Origin of the sequence: Lentibacillus jeotgali (assembly GCF_000224785.1) — a bacterium.
GTDB lineage: Bacteria > Bacillota > Bacilli > Bacillales > Amphibacillaceae > Lentibacillus > Lentibacillus jeotgali.
The window spans coordinates 124366-145329 of sequence record NZ_AGAV01000014.1; the positions used below are offsets into that span (position 1 = coordinate 124366).

Here is a 20964-nt window from a genome sequence, read left to right on the forward strand (position 1 = left end):
TCCATTTTATTTATTTCTGATAACGCAATATTGGTTTCCGTGCAGCTGTTGTTTCATCCATACGTTTTACCACCGTATTATGCGGCGCTTCCTGAACCAATTCAGGCTCACTTTTCGCCTCTTCGGAAATTTGCAGCATCGCATCAATGAAACCATCCAGTGTTTCTTTTGATTCGGTTTCAGTTGGTTCGGTCATCATGGCCTCTTCTACATTCAATGGAAAATAAATCGTCGGCGGATGATAACCATAATCAAGAAGTCGTTTCGCTATATCCAATGTGCGGACACCCAGCTGTTTCTGTTTTTTACCGGATAAAACAAATTCATGCTTGCAATGCTGCTGATATGGCAAAGAATATTCTTGTTCCAGCCTGCGCATCAGATAATTTGCATTCAAAACAGCATATTCACTTACCTTTTTAAGCCCCTCTGCACCCATCGTCCGGATGTACGTATAGGCACGTAAATAAATACCGAAGTTTCCGTAGTATGGTTTAATCCGGCCGATGGAAGCAGGTCGATCATAGTCAAATATGAATTGGTCATCCTGTTTAGTCAGCACTGGTTTTGGCAGATAGGACGCGAACTCCTCAGTTACACCAACCGGCCCTGATCCTGGCCCACCACCGCCATGCGGTCCGGTGAATGTCTTGTGTAAATTTAAATGAACAACGTCAAATCCCATGTCCCCAGGCCGGGCATAGCCCATGATTGCATTCAGATTTGCCCCGTCATAGTAAAGCTTTCCACCTTCACCGTGAACAATTTCTGCCATTTCCATGATTTCAGTTTCAAATAACCCCAGTGTATTTGGGTTTGTCAGCATTAATGCGGCTGTCTCCTGGTTAACGACACGCTTTAAATCCTCGAGATCCACTAAGCCGTTATCATTTGTTTTAACCGTAACCGCATCAAAGCCGGCGACCGAGACTGATGCCGGGTTTGTACCATGGGCAGAATCAGGAACAATAACTCTCGTCCGGTCATAGTCCCCGTTTGCCTCATGAAAGGCACGGATCATCATCAGTCCGCTCCACTCACCCTGTGCACCGGCTGCTGACTGCAGTGAAAAGTCATGCATACCGGTTATTTCACTTAGAGAGGTTTGCAAATCATACATTATTTCCATGGCGCCCTGTACCGTTTTCGGATCCTGATGCGGATGAATATGACTGAAACCGGCAAGTTTTGCTACATCTTCATTTATTTTCGGATTATACTTCATCGTGCATGACCCAAGCGGATAGAATCCTGAATCCACACCGTAATTACGTCTTGATAAAGCTGTGTAATGACGCATAATATCAAGTTCACTCACTTCCGGCAGATCAGGTGCCTCGGAACGAACATAAGAATCCTCAAATTCACTGGCCAGGTCTATTTCCGGAACATCCAACTCCGGCAGACTGTAACTTGTTCGCCCCTTTTTCCCACGTTCGAAAATTAACGGAAAATCTGTATTAACCATGGATATCCCCCAATTCTTTAACAAACGTATCAATTTCTTCCTTAGTACGGTTTTCAGTAACAGCGACCAGCATATGATATGCCCATTCCGGATAGCTCTGTCCGAGATCATATCCGCCTATAATTCCGCTCTCTAAAAGCTTATCATTGATACTTGCAACATTTTCAGGCAATTTGATGACCAGTTCATTGAAAAAAGGGCCGGAAAAAACTGCAGGGAAGCCGGAAGCTTCAAGCTGCTGTTTGGCATAACGTGCCTTTTGCATATTTAGTACCGCCATCTTGCGCAGACCATGTTTTCCGATTGAGCTCATTGCTACAGAACTGGCAAGCGCGTTTAATGCCTGATTGGAACAGATATTGGAAGTTGCCTTATCACGTCTGATATGCTGCTCTCTTGCCTGCAGTGTCAGCACAAAACCGCGTTCACCATCTTCGTCTGTTGTTTGACCGACCAGCCTTCCGGGTACTTTCCGTTTTAATTTATCCGTGGTGGCAAAATAGCCACAATGCGGGCCGCCGAATTGAGCCGGAATACCAAACACTTGTGTATCGCCAACAACAATATCAGCCCCAAAATCCCCTGGCGGTGTTAAATAGCCAAGTGCCAGCGGGTTGCTGGAGACAATAAACATCGTCTTTTTCTGCTGGCGGACAATATCGTTGACTTTATCCAATGGTTCAATCTGGCCAAAAAAGTTAGGGTACTGAATGACGACACTTGCTGTATTTTCATCCATTTCCTTCTCCAGCTGGTTCAGATCTGTTATGCCTTTGTCAGCGTCTATTTCAACGATTTCTAGGTTCTGCCCCTTTGCATAGGTATGAATAACTGCCCGTGACTCAGGATGAACTGTCTTGGATACGATGACTTTACTTCGTTTCGTCTGACCAGTACTCAGCGTCACACCTTCGGCCAGTGCTGTCCCCCCATCATACATCGAAGAATTGGCCACTTCCATTCCTGTCAGTTCACAAATCATCGTCTGAAACTCAAATATCGCCTGTAATTCCCCCTGGGAAATTTCCGGCTGGTAAGGGGTATAAGCTGTATAGAATTCGGAGCGCGATATCACGTGATCCACAACGGATGGGATGAAATGGTCATAGACACCCGCACCAAGAAACGAGCTGTATTCTTTTAAATTGGCGTTTTTTCCGGCCATCCTTGTCAGTTCTTTCATCAGTGCCGATTCATTGGCCGGTTTCTTCAAGTTTAATTCACCTTTGAACCTGACGTCATCGGGAATATCCGCAAACAGTGCATCGGTCGATTCAACGCCAATGGTTTCCAGCATCATTTGTTTATCCGATTCAGTCATAGGCAAATAACGAAATTCCATATAAACCTCCCCCTCATTTTTCACGTTTGTAAAATGGTGTTTTAACGACGATTGCCCTCAATTTCCGTTTTCTTACCTGGATGACTAATTCAGTTCCTTCGGCAGCGAATTCAGTTTTAACAAGCGCCAGTCCAATATTCTTTTTTAACGTTGGTGACTGTGTGCCGCTGGTGACATGACCTGCTTCTTCGTCACCTGCAAAAACCTTGTAATCCGTGCGCGGAATCCCTTTATCAATCATTTCAATTCCAACAAGCTTGCGTGACGGGCCGTTCTCAATTTGCTGTTTTAAGATGTCTCTACCAATAAAATCTTGCTCTTTATTTACTTTTACCGCAAACTTCATGCCTGCTTCCACCGGTGAAATCGTTTTGGAAAGTTCCTGGCCGTATAAAGGCAAATTTGCTTCAAAACGCAGTGTATCCCTGGCCCCGAGACCTATTGGTTCCACACCATCTTCTTCCCCTGCCTCGAGAATGCGATTCCACAGCTCACTGCCTTCATTGGCAGCTATATATATTTCAAAACCGTCTTCTCCCGTATAACCAGTTCGCGAGACAATCGCTCCCGCCTCAGCTCCTTTAAAATAGACAGGATTTCCAAACCGGAAAAATTTAATCTGACTTAAATCCATATCAGTCATCCGTTGCAGAATTGTTTCCGCTTTTGGCCCCTGCAGTGCGAGCTGAACATAATCTACAGTAACATTTTCAATCGAAACATCGTTATCATTATGTTCTTTCAGCCATTCAAAATCTTTTTCAGTATTTGCCGCATTAACAACAAGCAAATATTTATTGGTCTCCAGCATATAAACAATAAAGTCATCCACCGTGCCGCCGTCTTCATAGCACATAAACGTATATTGAGCACGCTTGGGTGTTAATTTGGAGACATCATTGGTGACCACTTTCTGCAAAAACTCCAGACTTCCAGGACCCTGAACCACTATTTCCCCCATATGGGAGACATCAAATAATCCTGCCTTCGTTCTGGTGATTTCATGTTCATGCTTAATGCCGCTGAACTGAACAGGCAATTGCCAGCCGCCAAAGTCAACCGTCTTGCCCCCTGATTTTTCATATTCGGGGAATAGCGGTGTTCGCTTCAACTCACTCATCCCATCGACTCCTTTTCAAAATGATGTTCGGCATGGGATCTCTTTTTCTGCACACAAAAATAGAGATTCCCCTGCCTTTCAGGGAATCTCTGTCCTTCAACCAGAAAGTTGCACACTTTTGTGAAACCGCATCCATACATTAAAAGTGCTTGCTTCGTGGGTGGTTTACCATCGTAAACACTCTCCAGAGCTGCGTCCTACAAGAGTCTCTTTGCCTGAGAGATTCACTGAATGTTTGCTCCTTCGGCGTTACTGCTCTGCTTAGCAGTAAGCTCTCCCCTTGTATTCATTCGCATCATGATATTTATGATTTTGGTTATACTATGTATGAGTCAGGAAAATACTAATATCTATATTACTTGCATTATATCACATGAACCATGCTAATAGTAGGGATAATCATAACTTTGTGAAAAAGGAGTATACGATGAGTCAAATAGATATTCATCAGGATTCTACGTTCATTGAGGGGTTTGAAGAGAGATTGCAAACGGAGGGTCCATTTTCTTCATGGGATCTTTTCAGGATGAATTACGAAGCTGCACTGACAACGATGGCACCATCATTTGAAGGATTAAAAGCATTGGATTATTTACCGCAAATGGATTTTCTTGATCATCAATTGTCCACTGCCAGACAGGTCCTTGAGGAAATGAACGGACGGGCCATATTAGCCGATGAAGTAGGCCTTGGCAAAACCATTGAAGCAGGTCTGATCCTCAAAGAATATATGCTCCGGGGACTGGTAAAAAAAGCCTTGATTATTGTGCCAGCTTCTTTAGTCAACCAGTGGGCGCAGGAGCTGAACGAAAAATTCTATATCCCAGCAGTGACGTTTCGTAAAAGTTATCCATGGGATCAATACGATGTGATTATCACTTCAATCGACACTGCAAAACGGCCGCATCACCGAGAACAAATTCTCAAACAAAATTATGATTTTCTGCTGGTGGATGAAGCGCATAAATTAAAAAACCATAAAACAAAAAATTTTGAGTTTGTGAAAGCGCTGAAGAAAAAATACTGTCTGCTGCTGACAGCAACACCGGTGCAAAACAGACTGGTGGAAATCTTTAATCTGGTTTCCATTCTGAAACCCGGACATCTGGGTGATTACGACAGCTTCCTGGAACAGTACGGAAAAGACCGACAAAAGCTGAAACAGGATGGCTATCTGAAGCATTTAATCCAAAAAGTGATGATCCGGAATACAAGGCAAAACATAAAATTTGATGCCATTAAGCGGAACATTGAGACCGTCTGGATTGACTTCACTCAGGAAGAAATGGACGTCTATTCCCAATTGGAGAATACCGTTGAGGTCTTTCCTGCTTTTGCAAAAATCACATTGCTGAGAGAACTTTGCTCATCCCGGGAAGCTTGTTACCTGTCATTGCAAAAAATGATAACGGATGAGCCAAGAGAAAAGCTGATTAAACCGATTACAAATGAAATTGAACAGCTCCCCCAACATGTAAAGGCCGCCAAGGTTGTGGATTTAATCAAAAATGCCGGTGATGAAAAAGTAATCGTCTTTACAGAATATCGGGCGACTCAGGTTTATTTACAATGGTATTTAAAAGAAAATGGCATTACGTCAGTTCCATATAGGGGCGGCTTTAAAAAAGGGAAAAAAGATTGGATGAAGCAGCTATTTGAACAGCATGCTCAAGTTCTGATTGCAACGGAAGCCGGTGGTGAAGGCATCAACCTGCAATTCTGCAACCACTTGATTAATTATGACCTGCCCTGGAACCCCATGCGTCTTGAACAGCGCATCGGTCGAATCCACAGGTATGGTCAGGAGAATGATGTCCATATTTACAATGTCGCGATTCGCGGAACGGTGGAAGAACATATTATGACACTTCTGTATGAGAAAATTAATTTATTCGAACAAGTTATTGGTCACTTGGACAGCATTCTCGCTGAATTGAATATAAACGATATCGAATCCGAAATCCAGACTATCTTTTCTGAATCAGCTACCACTGGTGAAGCCAAAATTAAATTAGAGAATCTATCCTCAGTTATCCAATTGACACATGAGGAAACGGCACAGGAGGAGCAGCAATATGGCAATTAACAATTTACACGGTTTTTTAGAGGCATATTTCACAGCGCATCACTGTGACTTAATGTATAACAACAATGGAGTTCTCACCGTCCAATTAACCGAGAAGATGGATCGTGCATTAATGAACCGGCCATTTTACTGGCATTATATCAAGAAAATGGGACACCCCGGTGACCCCAAAGCGCTTTCGTTGATAACTGATCCAGAAAAAAGGGATGGCAAGCACGAGTGGATTCATTATGGCAGTCCGCGCCTGCACCAGATCATTAACCATTTACACGAACATGAGAAATACACGAAACTGTTTGAACAGATTGATACAACCCAAAAGATCGCATTGTATCCGTGGCTTATCACCAATATAAAAATCAGCTACCGTGGCAAGCAAAAAAAGGATGAAATAATTTCAATCGGACTGCACCTGGTCAACGGGATCATGAAACTGGAAATGATGTATGAGCTGCAGCATAAATCTTTGCAAAATACTATTCCCGATTATTGCTACACCATTTCACCGATGATCAAATTGTATAGCGGTTTTAAACGAATTGAAAATGTACTTGAGAGTTACGTTCAAGATCAGGATCATGACTGGGCAGATGCGTCATGTAAAACAATGGAGGAGGAAATTGATCTGGTCCGCCATTTCTACAAGGAAGGTTCGAATGAACATGAAATGGAAAAAGAAATCGACGAAATTAAAAAACGCTATTCGCCTTATATCACATTTGAAGTGGTTAATGGGGGCATCTTTTATTTGGAGAATTAATAAAGAAAACAGGCTTCACCTTTTGCGAGCCTGTTAATTGGTTTTATTCTTTGCTACTTTAAAAGCGAATGGCAATACGCCCAGCCATCTGTTTGAATAGACCGGTAATTCACCTTTATTATTTATCTTTTGCTCCCTCTTTTTCTCTGCCGGGGTATCAATATAGGATGTAATCTGCTGGGTTAAATATTTAACATAATCATTTAAAGGCATATCTAACACCTTCCTATTTTGGTTGTTACTCTAGTGTTAACCAGGATAATGAAAATTAATACACGTTATTGCAAATGCCCAAGTATTTCCTCCACTACGATATACGGTGATTTTTGATCAGTTGTAACCGTGATATCGGCCAGACCTGCATAAAGCTTGTTCCGACGCTTGTACAATTGCTGTTTTTCCGAATCATTTTTGCGCCACAATGGTCTGACGGGGTCATTTCCCAACCGGTCTCCAATTTCATCAAATGATGTATCCAGATAAATTATCAGCCCATTTTTTTTCATGAATTCACCATTTTCCTTCCGTTCTATTATCCCACCGCCAGTTGAAACAACAAAATTCTCACTAGCTGTTTCCTTAAGCATTTCGGTTTCGTAATCACGAAATTGGTTCTCGCCCTTTTGTTCAAAGATGGCTGCTATTTCACCATACTTTTCAACAACCATTTGATCCGTATCGTGATAAGAACCTCCTAACTTTTCATGCAGGAGTCTTCCCACTGTACTTTTTCCGCTTCCCATGAACCCGATTAAATAAAGTGTTTGCATACGCTTTAACCTGCCTTAATAAAATTAAAAATAAATTTTTTTAAAAAAAGAAGGAGTTTTATAAAACATGTCGAATATAGTCAATAAAGGAGGTGACAAATGATTGGACACAGTTTCCAGACTCTCTGAAAGACTCCTGCAATCCGCTATTGAGGTAAATGCTTCGGATATCCACTTCTATCCCTTCTCCGATCAGGTCAACATTTACTTTCGTGTATTTGGCAACAGAATTCTTCACGAAACAATTTCGGCCGGCCAATACCAATTGTTGCTCACTTATTACAAGTTTACATCAGGAATGGATATAGGTGAAGTCCGAAAACCGCAAAACGGCACAATCATCCATGATCAACTAAGCCACCGTTATGCATTACGTTTATCCACGCTTCCGGTTAATCACCTGGAAAGCCTTGCAATCCGCATCCTCCCGCAGGAAAACAATCTTACCCTTGATAGACTATTCCTTTTTCCGAATCAATTAAAAAAACTAAAGAAATGGATCACCAGCCGCAATGGCATCATTCTGCTGACAGGACCGACCGGCAGTGGAAAAACGACAACGCTGTATGCATTGCTGCAATCCATCCTGGCTGAAAAATCATATCAGACAATCACCCTGGAGGATCCGATTGAAAAGGAGATTCGCGATATCTTGCAAGTGCAGGTAAACGAAAAAGCTGGAATAACGTATCAGACCGGGCTCAAGGCAGCACTCAGACATGACCCTGACATTATTATGGTCGGCGAAATCAGAGATCGGTTTACGGCAGAATTTGCCTTTGATGCTTCACTGACGGGACACTTAGTTTTGAGTACGCTGCATGCCAAAAATGCGGCAGGCACCATACATCGTTTGCTGGAAATGGGGATAAAGGAGTCAGATCTGCAACAATCATTAATAGCAGTCGCTGCTCTGCAGCTAGTTCCAATTAAAATAAATCAGTATACAGCAAGACGCGCAGCCATTATGGAGCTGCTGGACGGACCACTGCTTGAAACTGTTATTAAGGGGGGAGATATGCCATCAACACAACATTTTCATACTTTCCATCACTTACGAAAGAAGGCTTATGCATATGGGTTTATCGGGAATGAAACGAATTTGGAAACCGGTAAATAATGCTCCAAAAAAAGAGCTGCAACTACGCTTTTTGCGCCGACTGTCCCGATTATTGAACAATGGATACCCAATAATTGAAGCCCTCGATATAATACAATGGGACACGCAGCTAAAACCAGTCGCCTCCTCTATTATTGCTTCGATGAAATCCGGCAGCCATTTTGATGAGGCACTGGAAAAAGTTTGTTTCAATCAGACCATTACAGCCTATTTATATTTTGTCCGCAGTAATGGCGATCTCCGTACAAGTATTGAAAAATGCATGGCAATGTTCGAACAGCGTATGATTTACACGAAGAAATTTCAGGAAACAGCACGATATCCCATCATCCTTCTCGTTATATTTGCCGTTCTTTTGTACTTTGTTAAACAGTCGGTTCTCCCCTCATTTATCGACTTGTTTCAAAACAGCTCGGAAACCGCCTCAACCGTTATGCTGACAATGGGCGTCATCGACTTCACCGTTCGATTTTTTACGATTTTGATTCTCATTCTTGGTTTGGGTTTTATAATCTGGCAGTTCAATCAGAAAAAAGTCAGTATTGATAAACGGATCAGGTTTTATAATCTGCTTCCTGTCTACCGGCAGTACAAAACAATGGAAATCTCATTTTTATTCGCCGCCCATCTCAGCTCATTATTGTCAACGGGCCTATCCATAAAAGAAATTCTCGTCAGTATGTCCAAACAGAAAAAACAGCCAATCCTTGCCCACTACGCCTCACTGCTGACTGCCGAATTATCGAGAGGTATTTATATAACCGGCCTCTTGGCTAATTTACCACTATTCGACAAGCAAATTTCAGCTATTTTTCAAAAAAACACAGATGCGGAAGAATTGGAAAAAGACTTATCCATTTATGCGGAATTTCAGACGGAGGAAATACACCGCAAAATTATGAAAGCCATCACCTATATCCAGCCTGTGTTCTTTTTGATTTTGGCAAGTCTCGTTATTTTTATTTACATGGCGCTCATGTGGCCAATGTTCCAACTAATCAATACAATCTGAAAAAGGAGATGCTATAGCAATGTTTAAAAACCAGCGCGGTTTTACGTTAATTGAAATGTTGATTGTTCTGATGATCATTTCTGTGCTGATCATTTTAATTGTTCCAAATCTAGCCGACAAAAGCCAAGAGGTTAACGAAAAGGGATGTGATGCATTAGTAACTGTCGTTCAAGCACAATCTGATGCCTATTTTATTGAGAAAAACAGTCATCCGACCATTCAAGATTTAGTAAGCAACAATTATATAAATGACGATCAGCAAACATGTCCTGACGGCACAGCGTTAACGATTGCTACAAATGGGATAGTTTCACGAAATAATGAAACAGAGTAATGGCTTCACCCTTATCGAGGTACTTTTCGTTCTGGCAGTTCTGTCTATCCTGATCCTGATCGCTGTACCCATTCAAGTTTCGGTGCTCGATAAAAAGACCGAGGAAAGCTTTCTGGAAACACTGGAAATGGATCTATTGTATACACAGAGCTTATCATACAATTCCCGAACGGATTACCGGCTTGCCTTCTTCCCTGACCAGGACCGTTATATCATCAAAAGTACGGAAAATCGCGATATCCTGGAACGAAAAATTCCAGAAGGATGGACAATAAACAAACGAATAATGCCAACCATTTCTTTCAATAAGAACGGGACAATTCTGGAACCGGGAACAATGGCCATCCAAACCCCGACTACTCATTATAATCTGATTTGCCCGCTTGGGAAAGGACGGTGCTATTTTGACAAACAGTAATGGCTTCTCGATGATTGAAGCGCTTGTAGCGGCCAGTCTTCTCATGGTAATCATTACCACCCTGATTCCGCTCGCAAGTCTTTTACTGAATGAGCGAGAGAGTTTGCAGCAAAAACAGAATATCAGCAGCGAATTGCATCACCAGCTCCAACCTTTTCTGCGGGAGGAACAACCAAGTCTTCCCCATCACCTTTTTAAAACGGTCGATGGTACAAAAGCCGAGTTCCAGTTTACCAATGAAGGCAAATTACTGAAAGGATGTGCCAGATGGAAAAATGCTAATGAGAGAAAGGGTCAATTCTGTTTATACGGATATCCAGAAAAATGAACAAGGATTTACATTTATTTCGATTTTTTTGGCAGTTAGTATTATATTTATGACGCTTCCTTTTACTGCTTATCTGGCAAAAACAATCGATGCCACCTCCAATTATAACCAGTTGTCGGTGCAGCAATTTTTCTTGTTTTTACGTGATGAAGTGATCAGGGCTTCTGACATCATTGTGGAGCCAACTGGTATAACACTTCTGCAGCCAGACGAATCACGCGTTGTATTAAAACAATATGATGATCTGATCATAAGACAGCTTGAAGACAAGGGATTTGAAGTATATTTGCGGAACGTCCGGGATGTTGAGTTTACATCTACGTCTTATGGTTTACAAGCTACCATTACAACTATAAATGGTGATCAATTTGAGAAAAATATTATCTTTTACAACTGACCAGCAAGGATTTGTGCTCCCCTACGTTCTGTTTTTTATTGCACTGGCATTGATAATCCTGACAGCAAACGTATATATATATCAGGATGAAATCCATATTACGCAAAACCAGACAGAGCAATTAAAAATCGAGACCCTTATACAAATGGCCCGGATGCAATTTAAGGAGGATATCTCCAATGAACCTAAAGACGATACGACCATCGTATATGATTTCCCATATGGAGATGTCGCAGTTAAATATACAAAACTGAGCGAGCAAGTGTATCATCTATATTTCACAATTCAAACGGACAATGGTACGATTCACAGTATCTTCAATCGTATGACATTTGATTCTGAATAGAAGTGGTTTTTCTGTGTCATCCTAAACCTGACCGAAAAAGTGAATCGAGTGAAGAGGCATACTGGCGTTGTATCAGACCGGTGAGAAATACAATCCAAAAATAGTTGTGCAATGTCGGTCAACACCATTAACTGCCGACTTTACCATTCCACTAAATGGAAAAGTCGGCAGTCATTCAAGGAATTTGGCTCCGGCGTCTGTAAAAGCTGTACTTACGCGGTAAAACTTTCAATTGTTTAAAGCGATTTATTTACATTATTCATCGGGTCGTTTATAATTACACTTATAAGGTAACCTAAAGGAGGGGAAAACATGGATCGAATGTTTCGGGTCCTTGCCTTTTGGACAAGTATATTTACCGTCATGTTTTACGTTGGAGAAATGGTCAATGTAGCATTGTTATTTCTCGTCCAGACGGCATTTTTCCTGACAGTAAGCTATCTGAAATTATCTGAACGTATGTATATGTACTTATTCGGAGCTTATTGTACCGTATTTATGGTCGGATTCACCTGGTATTCCGAGTTTATTTTAGTACCGGGATTCGGACATTAATGAGTAAGTCAGTTACTATTACGAAAAACCCCGCCTACATATAAAACGCGGGGTTTTTCATTTTTTTAGTTTTCACTGTTGACATAGTGCTAATATAAAAATATACTGTACTTAGTAGCTTAATTTTTATCCCTAACCAACAAAAGAGCAGAGCACATCCCCCTAAATGCCAGCCGTCAATCATGGCTGGCATTTTTAATTGGTCTCTTCATTCCACTCAACGGAATATCACATATTATACAGGAAAGAATGGATTATACATCTTTTCATTGCCAATTGACGTTGCAGGACCATGCCCTGGATAAACCGTGTATGAATCCGGCAACTGGTAAAGCGAATCACGTATACTTCGCTCTAATACGCTCATATCACCACCAGGCAAATCAGTACGTCCGATCCCCTGATTAAATAAAACATCTCCGCTGATCACCAATTGCTGATCACTGAATAAAAAGCTGACGCTTCCAGGTGAATGACCCGGTGTATGAATCACTTTAAGTGTAATTGAACCAATAGCCAACCTGCCCTGTTCCAGGTTATGTTCAGCACGTTTTGTAACAATTTTGCTGCCCATAAATGAAGTTGATCCGTTGTATTCCGGGTTTTCCAGCCACTCAGCCTCTTTATCATGCAGATAAACTTCAATATTGTAATACGACCTTAATGCGTCAACACCGCCAATATGATCAAAATGGGCATGTGTTAACAATATTGCTCTCGGGTTGACCTGTTCTTTTGTTAAGTAGTTAGTCATCGCCTCCGGATTCCCCCCGGGATCGATAATTAAAGCATCTGTATCGTTGTGTACAATATAACAATTCGTTCCCAGCGGGCCAGCCTCCATGCCTGTTATTTTCATCTGATCTCCCCCATTCGTAAATTGTTGTTCCAATTCATCTGGTTATACCTCGACAAAAATCATTTTATACTATAAAATAAGTATAGAAAACAGTTATTACATAATAATACAAATAAGTTTCCATGCATTAGTTATAGGGAGGATGTGTTACAAGTGGTTCTGGGACTTTTATTTTTGTTAGTTACCTTATTGGCCATTATATCTGTTATACGGCAACTTAAAGTCAAAAACTTATTTGCACTAGGCTTTTCAGCAGTTTCCGTATTAGTCTTTGGATTCTTTTCAGTTGCCACAATTGTTACGGAACTAGGTAATATGTAACATTAGACGCCAAACTTTGGTGAAAGCCTAAATTCTACTCATGCACTAAGAGAGTATGTATACTTACTTAGCTGCTTAAAAACAAACAAAAAGCTGACGCGAAACCATTAACCGCGTCAGCTTTTTGTTTGGTTATTGATCATTTTTAGTATTATCCGTCTTATTAAAATCAACAAACCGGAACAGATCGCCATAGATAATATTATCGGACATCTCCAGTCCCTTCTCGACTTTTTGCTTGATCGGATTGCATGGCGTTTCGTCCTGATTATGACCGGATGTGGTTGTATCATCTTCAGCTTTTTCTTCTGCCTTCTCTTCTGATGCCACAGGTTCACCAGTATCCCGGTTATAACAAATACCGCTGGTCGATATATATTCGTTACTGATAAAGTCCCCATTTCTTAAGGCGATATAGCCTTTGCGGTCATCAACGAACATATCATTGCCGAAATAGATGTCATCTTCGGTTGAAATACCCAGCAAATGCAATAATGTGGGTTTCACGTCAATCTGTCCCGTTACCTTTGAAATAACTTTACCATCCCCATGCCCGGGAATGTGAATAAACATTGGGACACGCTGCAGCTGAACATGATCATATGGTGTGATTTCGTCTTTGCCTAAATACTGACTCATGGCTTTATTATGATTTTCACTGATGCCATAGTGGTCACCCATCAACACGATAATGGAATCCTCATAGAGTCCAGATTCTTTTAATTGGTTAAAGAACTGTTCTACTGCTTCATCCATATAACGGACCGTAGGAAAAAAATTATTCAGCGTGCTTGAATTTGAGTCATATTTGTCGATCGAACTGTCCTCTTCACTCAGTTCAAACGGAAAATGGTTAGTCAGTGTAATGAACTTGGAATAAAACGGCTGCTCCATTGACTGCAGATACTTCATCGATTGATCAAAGAAAGGCTTATCCTTCAGCCCCCATCCGACAGAATTTGCTGCATTAACTTCATAGGCCGCTTCCCCATAAAAATCCTCAACACCAAGACTCTTATACATTTGGTCCCGATTCCAGAAACTTTTGTTGTTGGCATGAAAAACAGTCGAGTAGTAACCTTCTTCACCTAATATTTCTGATAATCCGTGATACTCATTCTGTCCGTGTGTAAAGAATACGGCTCCCCGGGACAACGGATAGAGTGAATTCTCAACCAGGAATTCAGAGTCTGATGTTTTCCCCTGTTCTGTCTGGTGGTAAAAGTTCTCAAAATAGTACGTGCTCTCATCACCAACTAGACTGTTTAAAAATGGTGTTATCTCTTCGCCGTTTACTTCATTATTAATCACAAAGCTTTGAATGGACTCCAGTGAAATGAAGATGACATTTTTATCCTCTGCAATACCATGTAGGGGTGATTTCTTCTCGCTCTTCACTTTATCATCAACGTATTCGGTAATTTCCGGAAGTTCGTTGCCATCAGCAAATACCCGCTGTGTCTTCACTTTGGAGTGGACTGCAGCATCATAAACATGGTAATTGAACAATCCGATATTTTTCACAAGATACTCACGATCAAATGCACGGGTAAATAATTGCGGACGTTCCATTTCAGCAAGGAAAAAATTACCGGCAAGGAGCAGGAACGACATTGCCAGTGCAAATACTTTTCCGCTCTTTTGATAACTGACTGCCAAAATGTCCGGTTTTTTCCTGCTTAAATACCAGATAACCGCGACATCGAAGAAAAGCAGTACATCGTATACCCAAATAAGTGTCAGGATACTTGACCCCAAGTCGCCCATATTGCTTGCCTGAAATAACTGTGGGGCCGTAATGAAATCATTGAACGAACGGTAGAAAACAAGGTTAAAATACAGAATCAGGCTACCGGCCAATGCGCTGTAACGGATAAACTTCATTTGCCGTGACTGTTTTTTAAACCACACAGATATGGCAAAAATCAAAAAAGCGGTTACAAAAGGATTGATGAATAGAATAAACTCCTGCATCTGGTTTTCCAATTCCAGATTAAACATAAAACGATACATAATATACGTTTTAATGCCGAATAATAACGATGCAACTATAAATAACGGCATCTTGAACCGTTTAAAGTTCATCTTTCTTTCCTCCCAGTGCGGGTGATGATTAACAATATATACTATTTTGTTAAATTCCCTGCATTAAAATTTAAAAACATTTTTACCCTATTATAAAACGTATTTACATCATAGAAAGTTTCCTAGAATTCATTTCGAATTAGCAAAATGTTATGTTAATTAATAAATAAAGCTGAAAAGGTTATTCTAGAATTTCAAGTTATGCAATTTATGCTTAACCAGGAATGCTGCTCCGATTATCCCGGCATCATTACCTAATTGAGCCAGCTTAAGCTCACAAATATCACTTACTCTTGTTAAAGCGTATCGGCGAAATGCATTTTCAATAAGCTTGATAAACACATCACCGGCACTTGATACACCACCGCCAATCAGAACCTTGGAAGGGTTGATAAGGGTTGATGCGTTTGATATCGCCAAACCGAGAACATCAGCAGTATATGCAATAATCTCCCTACATGGTACATCACCGGCATCTGCCAGTTCAAAAATATCTTTCGCTGTAATGTTGCCGGAAGACTCAAGTCTTGATGCAAGGCGACTTTCCGGATGCTGTTTCGTTTTCATTTTTGCCTGACGCACCATCCCGGTTGCTGAAGCAATTGTTTCGAGGCATCCTCTTCTTCCGCAATTACACAATATCCCATCGGGCTCGACCGTGGTGTGGCCTATTTCCCCTGCCATGCCGCTTTCACCATTCAGGATGTCCCCGTTTACAATGATGCCGCCCCCAACACCTGTACCAAGTGTAAGCGCAACAAGGTTTTTCACATTGCCACCGGCACCTTTCCAATTCTCACCCATTACGGCAGCATTGGCATCATTAGCCACAAATACCGGCAATCCGGAAATTGATCTGAGTTCATCAGATAACGGCATATTCCTCCAGCCAATATTAACAGCTTCAAAAACGTAGCCGGTATCATTGTCGATAAAACCGGGCGCACCGATTCCAATTCCCTCGATTGTTTTTTTCGGTATAGCGTTTTTTGCAAGTCTTTCATCCAGCGATTTCCAAATATCCGACACAATGAATTCCCCGGAATTTGTTCTGTTAGTGTGGATCGCCCATTTATCCAGTATATTTCCATCGTTATCGATTATGCCAATTTTAACCGTTGTACCGCCAATGTCAACACCAACAATTGACTTTTCCATCAGGAATTCGCTCCTTTTTCTCTACACAGGCGCGCTGCCTCTCCCCTCAGTATCAGCAGTGCTTTTTGATATTCGTCTGCTTCAATAATCTGAAACTGGTATAATTCTTTTACTTCTGCTTCCATCAATTCAAGATCAGCCATTCGGTTGCCTACATATATAATCGTTCCAAAACGTTTCAATAATTGCTGCACATCATATACTGTTTTCATTTGAATCACCAAACTTAATTATATCAAAGTGGAGCATAATAGTGAATAACCAAAAGATCATGACCGGTTTCACTTTATATTTTTCTTAAAAATTAATCCAGACCACTGATTTCAGCGGTCTGGATCTCTTGGGTTTAAAAATGTCGGCCTGCGATTTTTCAATGGAATCGGTGACCGCAGGAATACATCTCTGAATGCCCTGAATGAAAAAGGAAGAAATGGCCAGAGATACGCGATGCGGAAAGATGACATCCGGGTTAAATAAAGAAGCCAGAGCGTAATGCCGACAATATATCCTATCGCTCCAAACATGCCGGTCACTATCAGCAAGAACATCCTGATAAGCCGATTTGCCAGGCTTAGCTCATAACTCGGCGTGGCGTATGTTCCAATCGCTGCAACCGACAGATAAAGAACCACTTCATATGAGAACAGGCCAACTTCCACTGCAACCTGACCAATTAATATGGCGGCTACAAGGCCGAGGGCTGTTGCAAGAGAAGATGGAATATGCACAGCAGCCAGCCTGAGTACGTCAATACCCAATTCAGCTAGGATAAATTGGAGAATAAGCGGAACCGTCCCCTCCTCATTCGGACCAATAAACGAAAGATTCGCGGGTAAATAATCCGGATTCATAGCCAGCAAATAATACAACGGTAATAAAAATATAGACGCCAATACAGCGAAATAACGCACAAACCGTAAATATGCACCGACAATCGGTTTTTGCCGGTATTCCTCCGAATGCTGAAGATGATGCCAAAATGTTACCGGTGTTATCATGACACTTGGTGACCCATCAATAATAATCAATACATGTCCTTCATATAAATGCGCAGCCGCCGTGTCAGGTCTTTCTGTATAACGGACAGTCGGATAAGGATTCCAATGCCGGCCGCTGATGTATTCTTCAACTGTCTTTTCGGCCATTGCCAGGCCATCTGTATCGATTTTCTCCAAAATAGCTTTGGTGTCATCCACGCGTTCCTGATCCGCTATATCCTCCAAATAACAAAGCGTAATATCAGTCATTGACCGTCTGCCAATCTGCATATACTCCATGCGCAATGAACGATCCCGAACTCTCCTTCGTATGAGAGCCGTATTAAATACAATCGTTTCCACAAAGCCGTCCCTGGGTCCGCGGGTTACCCGTTCCAGATCCGGTTCGTCAGGGGATCGTACCGGATATGTTCGTGCATCAATTATAATTACCTCATCCATGCCCTCTACAACCAAGGCAGCCGGTCCGCCAAGTACAAGGTCTGATGCTTGGTTTAAATCTTTGACATGGTCAATTTCGATATACGGGATGTACGTCTTAAACAGCTTTTCCAATGGATCTGGTTCTAGCTGTTCCGGCTCAAGTTGTGCCAGCAGTTTCATAATATAATGCATAATTTCATCTTTGGCAAAACCGTCGATCATAAACATCGCCATGTTCCGGCCGGCGTATTTCAAATCCAAATTTATGACATCAAAGCTTTTGTCTACTGCCAGCCGGTCTTTTATATAGGATACATTTTTTGAATACGCGGAAAATAACGGTTGTTTTTCTTTTTCCATATGCTCACCTTTATTTCATAAGATCAGTCTTAGTTTGCGTGAAACAATGACACCTATACACAAATAGACATAAACGGTTGTACTGTTTCATACATTTCTTATGAAAATGGTGTTTATTTTTTAAATATCAAACCTAGAATCCGCTAAAGGATGGTCGGGATGAATAAACGATTAATGCTTCTGATCGTTATACCTTTAATCAGTACAAGCCTGTTGTTAATACTCCTATGGCGAATGGACACTGCCCCTGCAATTACTTATTTTCCGGAAGATGAACAAACTAGGTTTGAAGAGACCGGCACAATACTTGAAATGATTTCGGAAAATACGAGGGATTCCTATAACATGGCTTGGACGAGCACTTCAGTAAGTGAACAGGAATTATACTTGCGACAGGATGCCTCGCTTCTGTTTAATAACGGCCAGTTACTCGGGGTTCGGAGCAAATGGAAAGAAAACACCGACACCATCCGGATCGAAGAGAAGTTTAGTGCAGAAGACAGCAATTACTTTCAGGCGATATCATTTCACCACGGGGAAGTGCATTATCCGGATGATGAAATCAAAAGTATCCACCATATGACATATGATCAGCTATATGTCATTGATTCACCAAGCACTGTCCTTGAGTCATTCAAAACGCCAGAAACAGACTTTGAACAAGAATGGGCCCGACTGCTGGATCATACAACAGAGCAGCAGCTTGTCTATAATTGGAAACGGCTGATGGCGCATTTTGACATTAACGAAGATGCCTACTATAAAATACCACTCACAGATTTATACAAATATAACACCAAACCTCTGCCTTCACTCACGCAAAAGCAAACAAATCAGATCATGGGCCAGCTGTGGGAAGGAATTTATAAAAACTACGTCCTGAATGTTAAAAACCTGCGGGGCAAAACAGTGAAAAGTTATATACCCTTAATATTGTTTGATAAGCGAAGTGAGCATTTAATGGTCCTGTTTGAATGGAATGGAGAAAAAGAAAGACTTATACAGCAATATCCGGATTAATTCTGATAGTCCAATTAAAAACGCCCCATTCTGTCCACTAAAGCAGAACGGGGCTATTTCATCAGTCAATCACCCGGTTGCCAGTTATCTGCTCATATAAATTCGCGATATCCTCATTGCCAGGCTCCAGTTCATAGGCTTTTTTGATGTGCGTTGATGCCTTTTCTTCCGCACCGTTATTGCCATATAAAATAGCCAAATTATAATGTGCCCTGGAAAAGCTACTATTAAGTTCAACCGATTTTTCCAAATCTGTTATCGCTTTGTCTATACTGTTCAGTTGAATATAAGCATACGACCGCTGAAACAGCAAATGACTTTCCAATTCATCCTCAATTTGTCCCGAACTCTGCAATCCTTTAGCTGCGGTACTAACTGCGTCTTCATATTGTTCATCCATTATTAACTGCTCTGTCTTCATTAACAAATAGGAAGGGCTGCTTTTGTTATGGTCCATACCGTAAATCACCAGCCCAAGAACGATCAGCATATATAAAATGACAGCAGCTAATTGAATAGGCCTATTCTTTTTCTTAGGCAAAAACAAAATGGCTGATGCAATAAATCCTGTAATTAAACCACCCATATGCGCACCATTATCAACCTGGGGGACACTTAGCCCAAACACAATATTAATTCCGATTATAAACAATAGATTCATGCCCATTGTCTGGAAAAAGATTCTTCTATGTATGCACCCGAAAAACAACAGGGCTCCAAATAAGCCAAACAGCGCTCCGGAAGCCCCTGCTGAAACATTTGTTGTAAAGGCGAAGCTTGCCAGACCGCCCCCAATCCCAGCCAGAAAGTAAATAATCAGAAACCTGAGTGATCCATAGATCCGCTCCACGACCGTTCCCAGGTAGTAAACAGCCAGCATGTTCATTAATAAGTGCAGGATTCCGATATGCAGAAACATGGAGGCCACAATGCGCCACCATTCACCATCCTCAATAATCGCCGGGTTATATTTTGCCCCGAATTCGATTAATGTTTCAGTTGACGTGCTATTGCCGTTCAACTCCAGCAGCAAAAACATAAAAATATTAACAGTCAGCAGAAAATAGGTCAGAAAAGGCTTCCCGTATGAGAAAATCTCCTCGAATTCCTTTTCCTTCTGTTTCAGCTGCTTGGCTAATCTTCTTCTGCAAGTGTGAATAGCCTTTTCTTTATCATCTACAGAAATATTTTCAGCAGGCAGCCGGAATGTTGTCCCGACAGCATCGCGAAATCTTGCCAGTTCTTGCTCTTTTTCATCAGCTGATAAATAATACACGTTCATTTTGATCGGGTTTTTTTCTTTTAACTGCATCGGTTTTCTCAGAATATCCCAGTCGTCAACCGGGGCGTATTCAGCAATATAAACGTTATGTATTTCGGCATGCTTCCCCCGTAAATGACGCTTCAGAGCTTTTGTTTTCTGAAAAACCTGGCCTATATCTTTCTTTAAATGGTTCTTCCAGTCAAAACCGCCATGGAACAAACGGATAACATGTGATGTTTTGCTTTCGCGCTTCTCCAGCCACAATTCATCATCTTGATTCATATGTATGAGCTCAAAGCCATCTGTGTCCATCAGATGCCAGGCCAATCGATATAGTGTGTAGCCCTCATCCAGATACATGCAGTTTCCCCCTCAAAGCCATGATACCAAAATTAATCATATTTTTCTTCTGACATAAAA

General features: G+C 41.4%; 23 protein-coding genes and 1 riboswitch. Of the genes, 12 read left to right on the top strand and 11 right to left on the bottom strand.

The window, feature by feature from the left end; genetic code table 11:
• Positions 1-10 precede the first annotated feature (10 nt).
• From gcvPB to gcvT, 3 genes are read right to left on the bottom strand one after another with little or no spacing between them, the layout of a single operon-like run.
• Positions 11-1468, bottom strand: coding sequence for an aminomethyl-transferring glycine dehydrogenase subunit GcvPB (gene gcvPB / locus ON01_RS10350; RefSeq protein ID WP_010530970.1), 1458 nt, complete (start codon positions 1466-1468; stop codon positions 11-13).
• A complete protein-coding gene (gcvPA, locus tag ON01_RS10355; protein ID WP_010530971.1) occupies positions 1461-2810 on the bottom strand; it encodes an aminomethyl-transferring glycine dehydrogenase subunit GcvPA in 1350 nt (449 codons plus the stop codon). The genes gcvPB and gcvPA overlap by 8 nt, the downstream gene beginning before the upstream one ends.
• A 13-nt stretch (positions 2811-2823) precedes the next feature.
• Positions 2824-3930: a glycine cleavage system aminomethyltransferase GcvT gene (gcvT, locus tag ON01_RS10360; protein ID WP_010530972.1), complete on the bottom strand. Its 1107-nt coding sequence runs from the start codon at positions 3928-3930 to the stop codon at positions 2824-2826.
• A 193-nt stretch (positions 3931-4123) separates the two neighbouring features.
• Positions 4124-4220: riboswitch (glycine riboswitch) on the bottom strand.
• A 137-nt stretch (positions 4221-4357) separates the two neighbouring features.
• On the opposite strand from gcvT, the gene ON01_RS10365 reads away from it, so the two are divergent.
• Together ON01_RS10365 and ON01_RS10370 are read left to right on the top strand one after the other, a co-directional pair.
• Positions 4358-6016, top strand: a complete 1659-nt coding sequence (locus ON01_RS10365; protein WP_010530973.1) for a DEAD/DEAH box helicase — start codon at positions 4358-4360, stop codon at positions 6014-6016.
• Positions 6006-6776 (top strand): YqhG family protein, encoded by a 771-nt coding sequence (locus tag ON01_RS10370; RefSeq protein WP_010530974.1) that lies wholly within the window; start codon positions 6006-6008, stop codon positions 6774-6776. The genes ON01_RS10365 and ON01_RS10370 overlap by 11 nt, the downstream gene beginning before the upstream one ends.
• Positions 6777-6809: 33 nt before the next feature.
• Here the strand turns inward: ON01_RS10370 and ON01_RS10375 are convergent, their stop codons facing one another.
• Positions 6810-6989, bottom strand: coding sequence for a YqzE family protein (locus tag ON01_RS10375; protein WP_010530975.1), 180 nt, complete (start codon positions 6987-6989; stop codon positions 6810-6812).
• Between the two features lie 65 nt (positions 6990-7054).
• Entirely contained in the window at positions 7055-7546 is a 492-nt protein-coding gene (locus ON01_RS10380; RefSeq protein ID WP_010530976.1) for a shikimate kinase, read from the bottom strand.
• Positions 7547-7649: 103 nt separating this feature from the next.
• Here ON01_RS10380 and comGA point away from each other — a divergent pair, with 103 nt between their 5' ends.
• From comGA to ON01_RS10420, 8 genes are all read left to right on the top strand, one after another.
• Entirely contained in the window at positions 7650-8666 is a 1017-nt protein-coding gene (gene comGA, locus ON01_RS10385) for a competence type IV pilus ATPase ComGA (protein WP_010530977.1), read from the top strand.
• Complete coding sequence (comGB, locus tag ON01_RS10390) at positions 8638-9678, top strand: competence type IV pilus assembly protein ComGB (RefSeq protein WP_245545000.1); 1041 nt, start codon at positions 8638-8640, stop codon at positions 9676-9678. Before comGA ends, comGB begins: the two co-directional genes overlap by 29 nt.
• A 19-nt stretch (positions 9679-9697) precedes the next feature.
• Positions 9698-10012 carry a competence type IV pilus major pilin ComGC gene (gene comGC / locus ON01_RS10395; RefSeq protein WP_010530979.1) on the top strand — a complete coding sequence of 105 codons (315 nt, stop codon included), beginning with the start codon at positions 9698-9700 and terminating at the stop codon, positions 10010-10012.
• Positions 9999-10430: a competence type IV pilus minor pilin ComGD gene (gene comGD / locus ON01_RS10400; protein ID WP_010530980.1), complete on the top strand. Its 432-nt coding sequence runs from the start codon at positions 9999-10001 to the stop codon at positions 10428-10430. The genes comGC and comGD overlap by 14 nt, the downstream gene beginning before the upstream one ends.
• Complete coding sequence (locus tag ON01_RS10405) at positions 10417-10758, top strand: type II secretion system protein (protein WP_010530981.1); 342 nt, start codon at positions 10417-10419, stop codon at positions 10756-10758. The genes comGD and ON01_RS10405 overlap by 14 nt, the downstream gene beginning before the upstream one ends.
• On the top strand, positions 10712-11155 hold the full coding sequence (locus tag ON01_RS10410; protein WP_010530982.1) for a ComGF family competence protein: 444 nt from the start codon (positions 10712-10714) through the stop codon (positions 11153-11155). The genes ON01_RS10405 and ON01_RS10410 overlap by 47 nt, the downstream gene beginning before the upstream one ends.
• Positions 11127-11501: a competence type IV pilus minor pilin ComGG gene (gene comGG, locus ON01_RS10415; protein ID WP_010530983.1), complete on the top strand. Its 375-nt coding sequence runs from the start codon at positions 11127-11129 to the stop codon at positions 11499-11501. Before ON01_RS10410 ends, comGG begins: the two co-directional genes overlap by 29 nt.
• A 312-nt stretch (positions 11502-11813) precedes the next feature.
• Complete coding sequence (locus ON01_RS10420) at positions 11814-12056, top strand: DUF2626 domain-containing protein (RefSeq protein ID WP_010530984.1); 243 nt, start codon at positions 11814-11816, stop codon at positions 12054-12056.
• A gap of 235 nt (positions 12057-12291) precedes the next feature.
• On the opposite strand, the gene ON01_RS10425 is transcribed toward ON01_RS10420, so the two are convergent.
• Complete coding sequence (locus ON01_RS10425; protein ID WP_010530985.1) at positions 12292-12915, bottom strand: MBL fold metallo-hydrolase; 624 nt, start codon at positions 12913-12915, stop codon at positions 12292-12294.
• 153 nt (positions 12916-13068) lie between these two features.
• Here ON01_RS10425 and ON01_RS18940 point away from each other — a divergent pair, with 153 nt between their 5' ends.
• Entirely contained in the window at positions 13069-13236 is a 168-nt protein-coding gene (locus tag ON01_RS18940) for a DUF2759 family protein (protein WP_010530986.1), read from the top strand.
• Positions 13237-13368: 132 nt separating this feature from the next.
• Here the strand turns inward: ON01_RS18940 and ON01_RS10430 are convergent, their stop codons facing one another.
• The 4 genes from ON01_RS10430 to ON01_RS10445 all read right to left on the bottom strand — a co-directional run bounded on the left by ON01_RS10430 (position 13369) and on the right by ON01_RS10445 (position 18260).
• The gene (locus ON01_RS10430) at positions 13369-15321 is read right to left on the bottom strand and encodes an LTA synthase family protein (RefSeq protein ID WP_010530987.1); all 1953 of its coding nucleotides are present in this window, start codon (positions 15319-15321) and stop codon (positions 13369-13371) included.
• A gap of 186 nt (positions 15322-15507) precedes the next feature.
• Positions 15508-16479 carry an ROK family glucokinase gene (locus ON01_RS10435; protein WP_010530988.1) on the bottom strand — a complete coding sequence of 324 codons (972 nt, stop codon included), beginning with the start codon at positions 16477-16479 and terminating at the stop codon, positions 15508-15510.
• Positions 16479-16691 carry a YqgQ family protein gene (locus ON01_RS10440; RefSeq protein WP_010530989.1) on the bottom strand — a complete coding sequence of 71 codons (213 nt, stop codon included), beginning with the start codon at positions 16689-16691 and terminating at the stop codon, positions 16479-16481. The genes ON01_RS10435 and ON01_RS10440 overlap by 1 nt, the downstream gene beginning before the upstream one ends.
• Before the next feature lie 111 nt (positions 16692-16802).
• Positions 16803-18260, bottom strand: a complete 1458-nt coding sequence (locus tag ON01_RS10445) for a spore germination protein (protein ID WP_010530990.1) — start codon at positions 18258-18260, stop codon at positions 16803-16805.
• A 159-nt stretch (positions 18261-18419) separates the two neighbouring features.
• Here ON01_RS10445 and ON01_RS10450 point away from each other — a divergent pair, with 159 nt between their 5' ends.
• The gene (locus ON01_RS10450; RefSeq protein WP_010530991.1) at positions 18420-19280 is read left to right on the top strand and encodes a hypothetical protein; all 861 of its coding nucleotides are present in this window, start codon (positions 18420-18422) and stop codon (positions 19278-19280) included.
• A 61-nt stretch (positions 19281-19341) separates the two neighbouring features.
• Here ON01_RS10450 and ON01_RS10455 read toward each other — a convergent pair whose 3' ends face one another.
• A complete protein-coding gene (locus ON01_RS10455; protein WP_010530992.1) occupies positions 19342-20904 on the bottom strand; it encodes a rhomboid family intramembrane serine protease in 1563 nt (520 codons plus the stop codon).
• Between the last annotated feature and the right edge of the window lie 60 nt (positions 20905-20964).

Excerpts from the sequence above, each read along its gene's own strand:
- ON01_RS10435 (WP_010530988.1), bottom strand. The coding sequence starts at position 16,479 with ATGGAAAAGTCAATTGTTGGTGTTGACATTGGCGGTACAACGGTTAAA.
- ON01_RS10450 (WP_010530991.1), top strand. The coding sequence starts at position 18,420 with ATGAATAAACGATTAATGCTTCTGATCGTTATACCTTTAATCAGTACA.
- ON01_RS10410 (WP_010530982.1), top strand. The coding sequence starts at position 10,712 with ATGAGAGAAAGGGTCAATTCTGTTTATACGGATATCCAGAAAAATGAA.
- comGB (WP_245545000.1), top strand. The coding sequence starts at position 8,638 with ATGAAACGAATTTGGAAACCGGTAAATAATGCTCCAAAAAAAGAGCTG.
- ON01_RS10365 (WP_010530973.1), top strand. The coding sequence starts at position 4,358 with ATGAGTCAAATAGATATTCATCAGGATTCTACGTTCATTGAGGGGTTT.
- comGD (WP_010530980.1), top strand. The coding sequence starts at position 9,999 with ATGAAACAGAGTAATGGCTTCACCCTTATCGAGGTACTTTTCGTTCTG.
- ON01_RS10430 (WP_010530987.1), bottom strand. The coding sequence starts at position 15,321 with ATGAACTTTAAACGGTTCAAGATGCCGTTATTTATAGTTGCATCGTTA.
- ON01_RS10455 (WP_010530992.1), bottom strand. The coding sequence starts at position 20,904 with ATGTATCTGGATGAGGGCTACACACTATATCGATTGGCCTGGCATCTG.
- gcvPA (WP_010530971.1), bottom strand. The coding sequence starts at position 2,810 with ATGGAATTTCGTTATTTGCCTATGACTGAATCGGATAAACAAATGATG.
- ON01_RS10380 (WP_010530976.1), bottom strand. The coding sequence starts at position 7,546 with ATGCAAACACTTTATTTAATCGGGTTCATGGGAAGCGGAAAAAGTACA.
- ON01_RS10375 (WP_010530975.1), bottom strand. The coding sequence starts at position 6,989 with ATGCCTTTAAATGATTATGTTAAATATTTAACCCAGCAGATTACATCC.
- ON01_RS10445 (WP_010530990.1), bottom strand. The coding sequence starts at position 18,260 with ATGGAAAAAGAAAAACAACCGTTATTTTCCGCGTATTCAAAAAATGTA.
- comGC (WP_010530979.1), top strand. The coding sequence starts at position 9,698 with ATGTTTAAAAACCAGCGCGGTTTTACGTTAATTGAAATGTTGATTGTT.
- ON01_RS10420 (WP_010530984.1), top strand. The coding sequence starts at position 11,814 with ATGGATCGAATGTTTCGGGTCCTTGCCTTTTGGACAAGTATATTTACC.
- ON01_RS10425 (WP_010530985.1), bottom strand. The coding sequence starts at position 12,915 with ATGAAAATAACAGGCATGGAGGCTGGCCCGCTGGGAACGAATTGTTAT.
- gcvPB (WP_010530970.1), bottom strand. The coding sequence starts at position 1,468 with ATGGTTAATACAGATTTTCCGTTAATTTTCGAACGTGGGAAAAAGGGG.
- gcvT (WP_010530972.1), bottom strand. The coding sequence starts at position 3,930 with ATGAGTGAGTTGAAGCGAACACCGCTATTCCCCGAATATGAAAAATCA.
- ON01_RS10440 (WP_010530989.1), bottom strand. The coding sequence starts at position 16,691 with ATGAAAACAGTATATGATGTGCAGCAATTATTGAAACGTTTTGGAACG.
- ON01_RS10370 (WP_010530974.1), top strand. The coding sequence starts at position 6,006 with ATGGCAATTAACAATTTACACGGTTTTTTAGAGGCATATTTCACAGCG.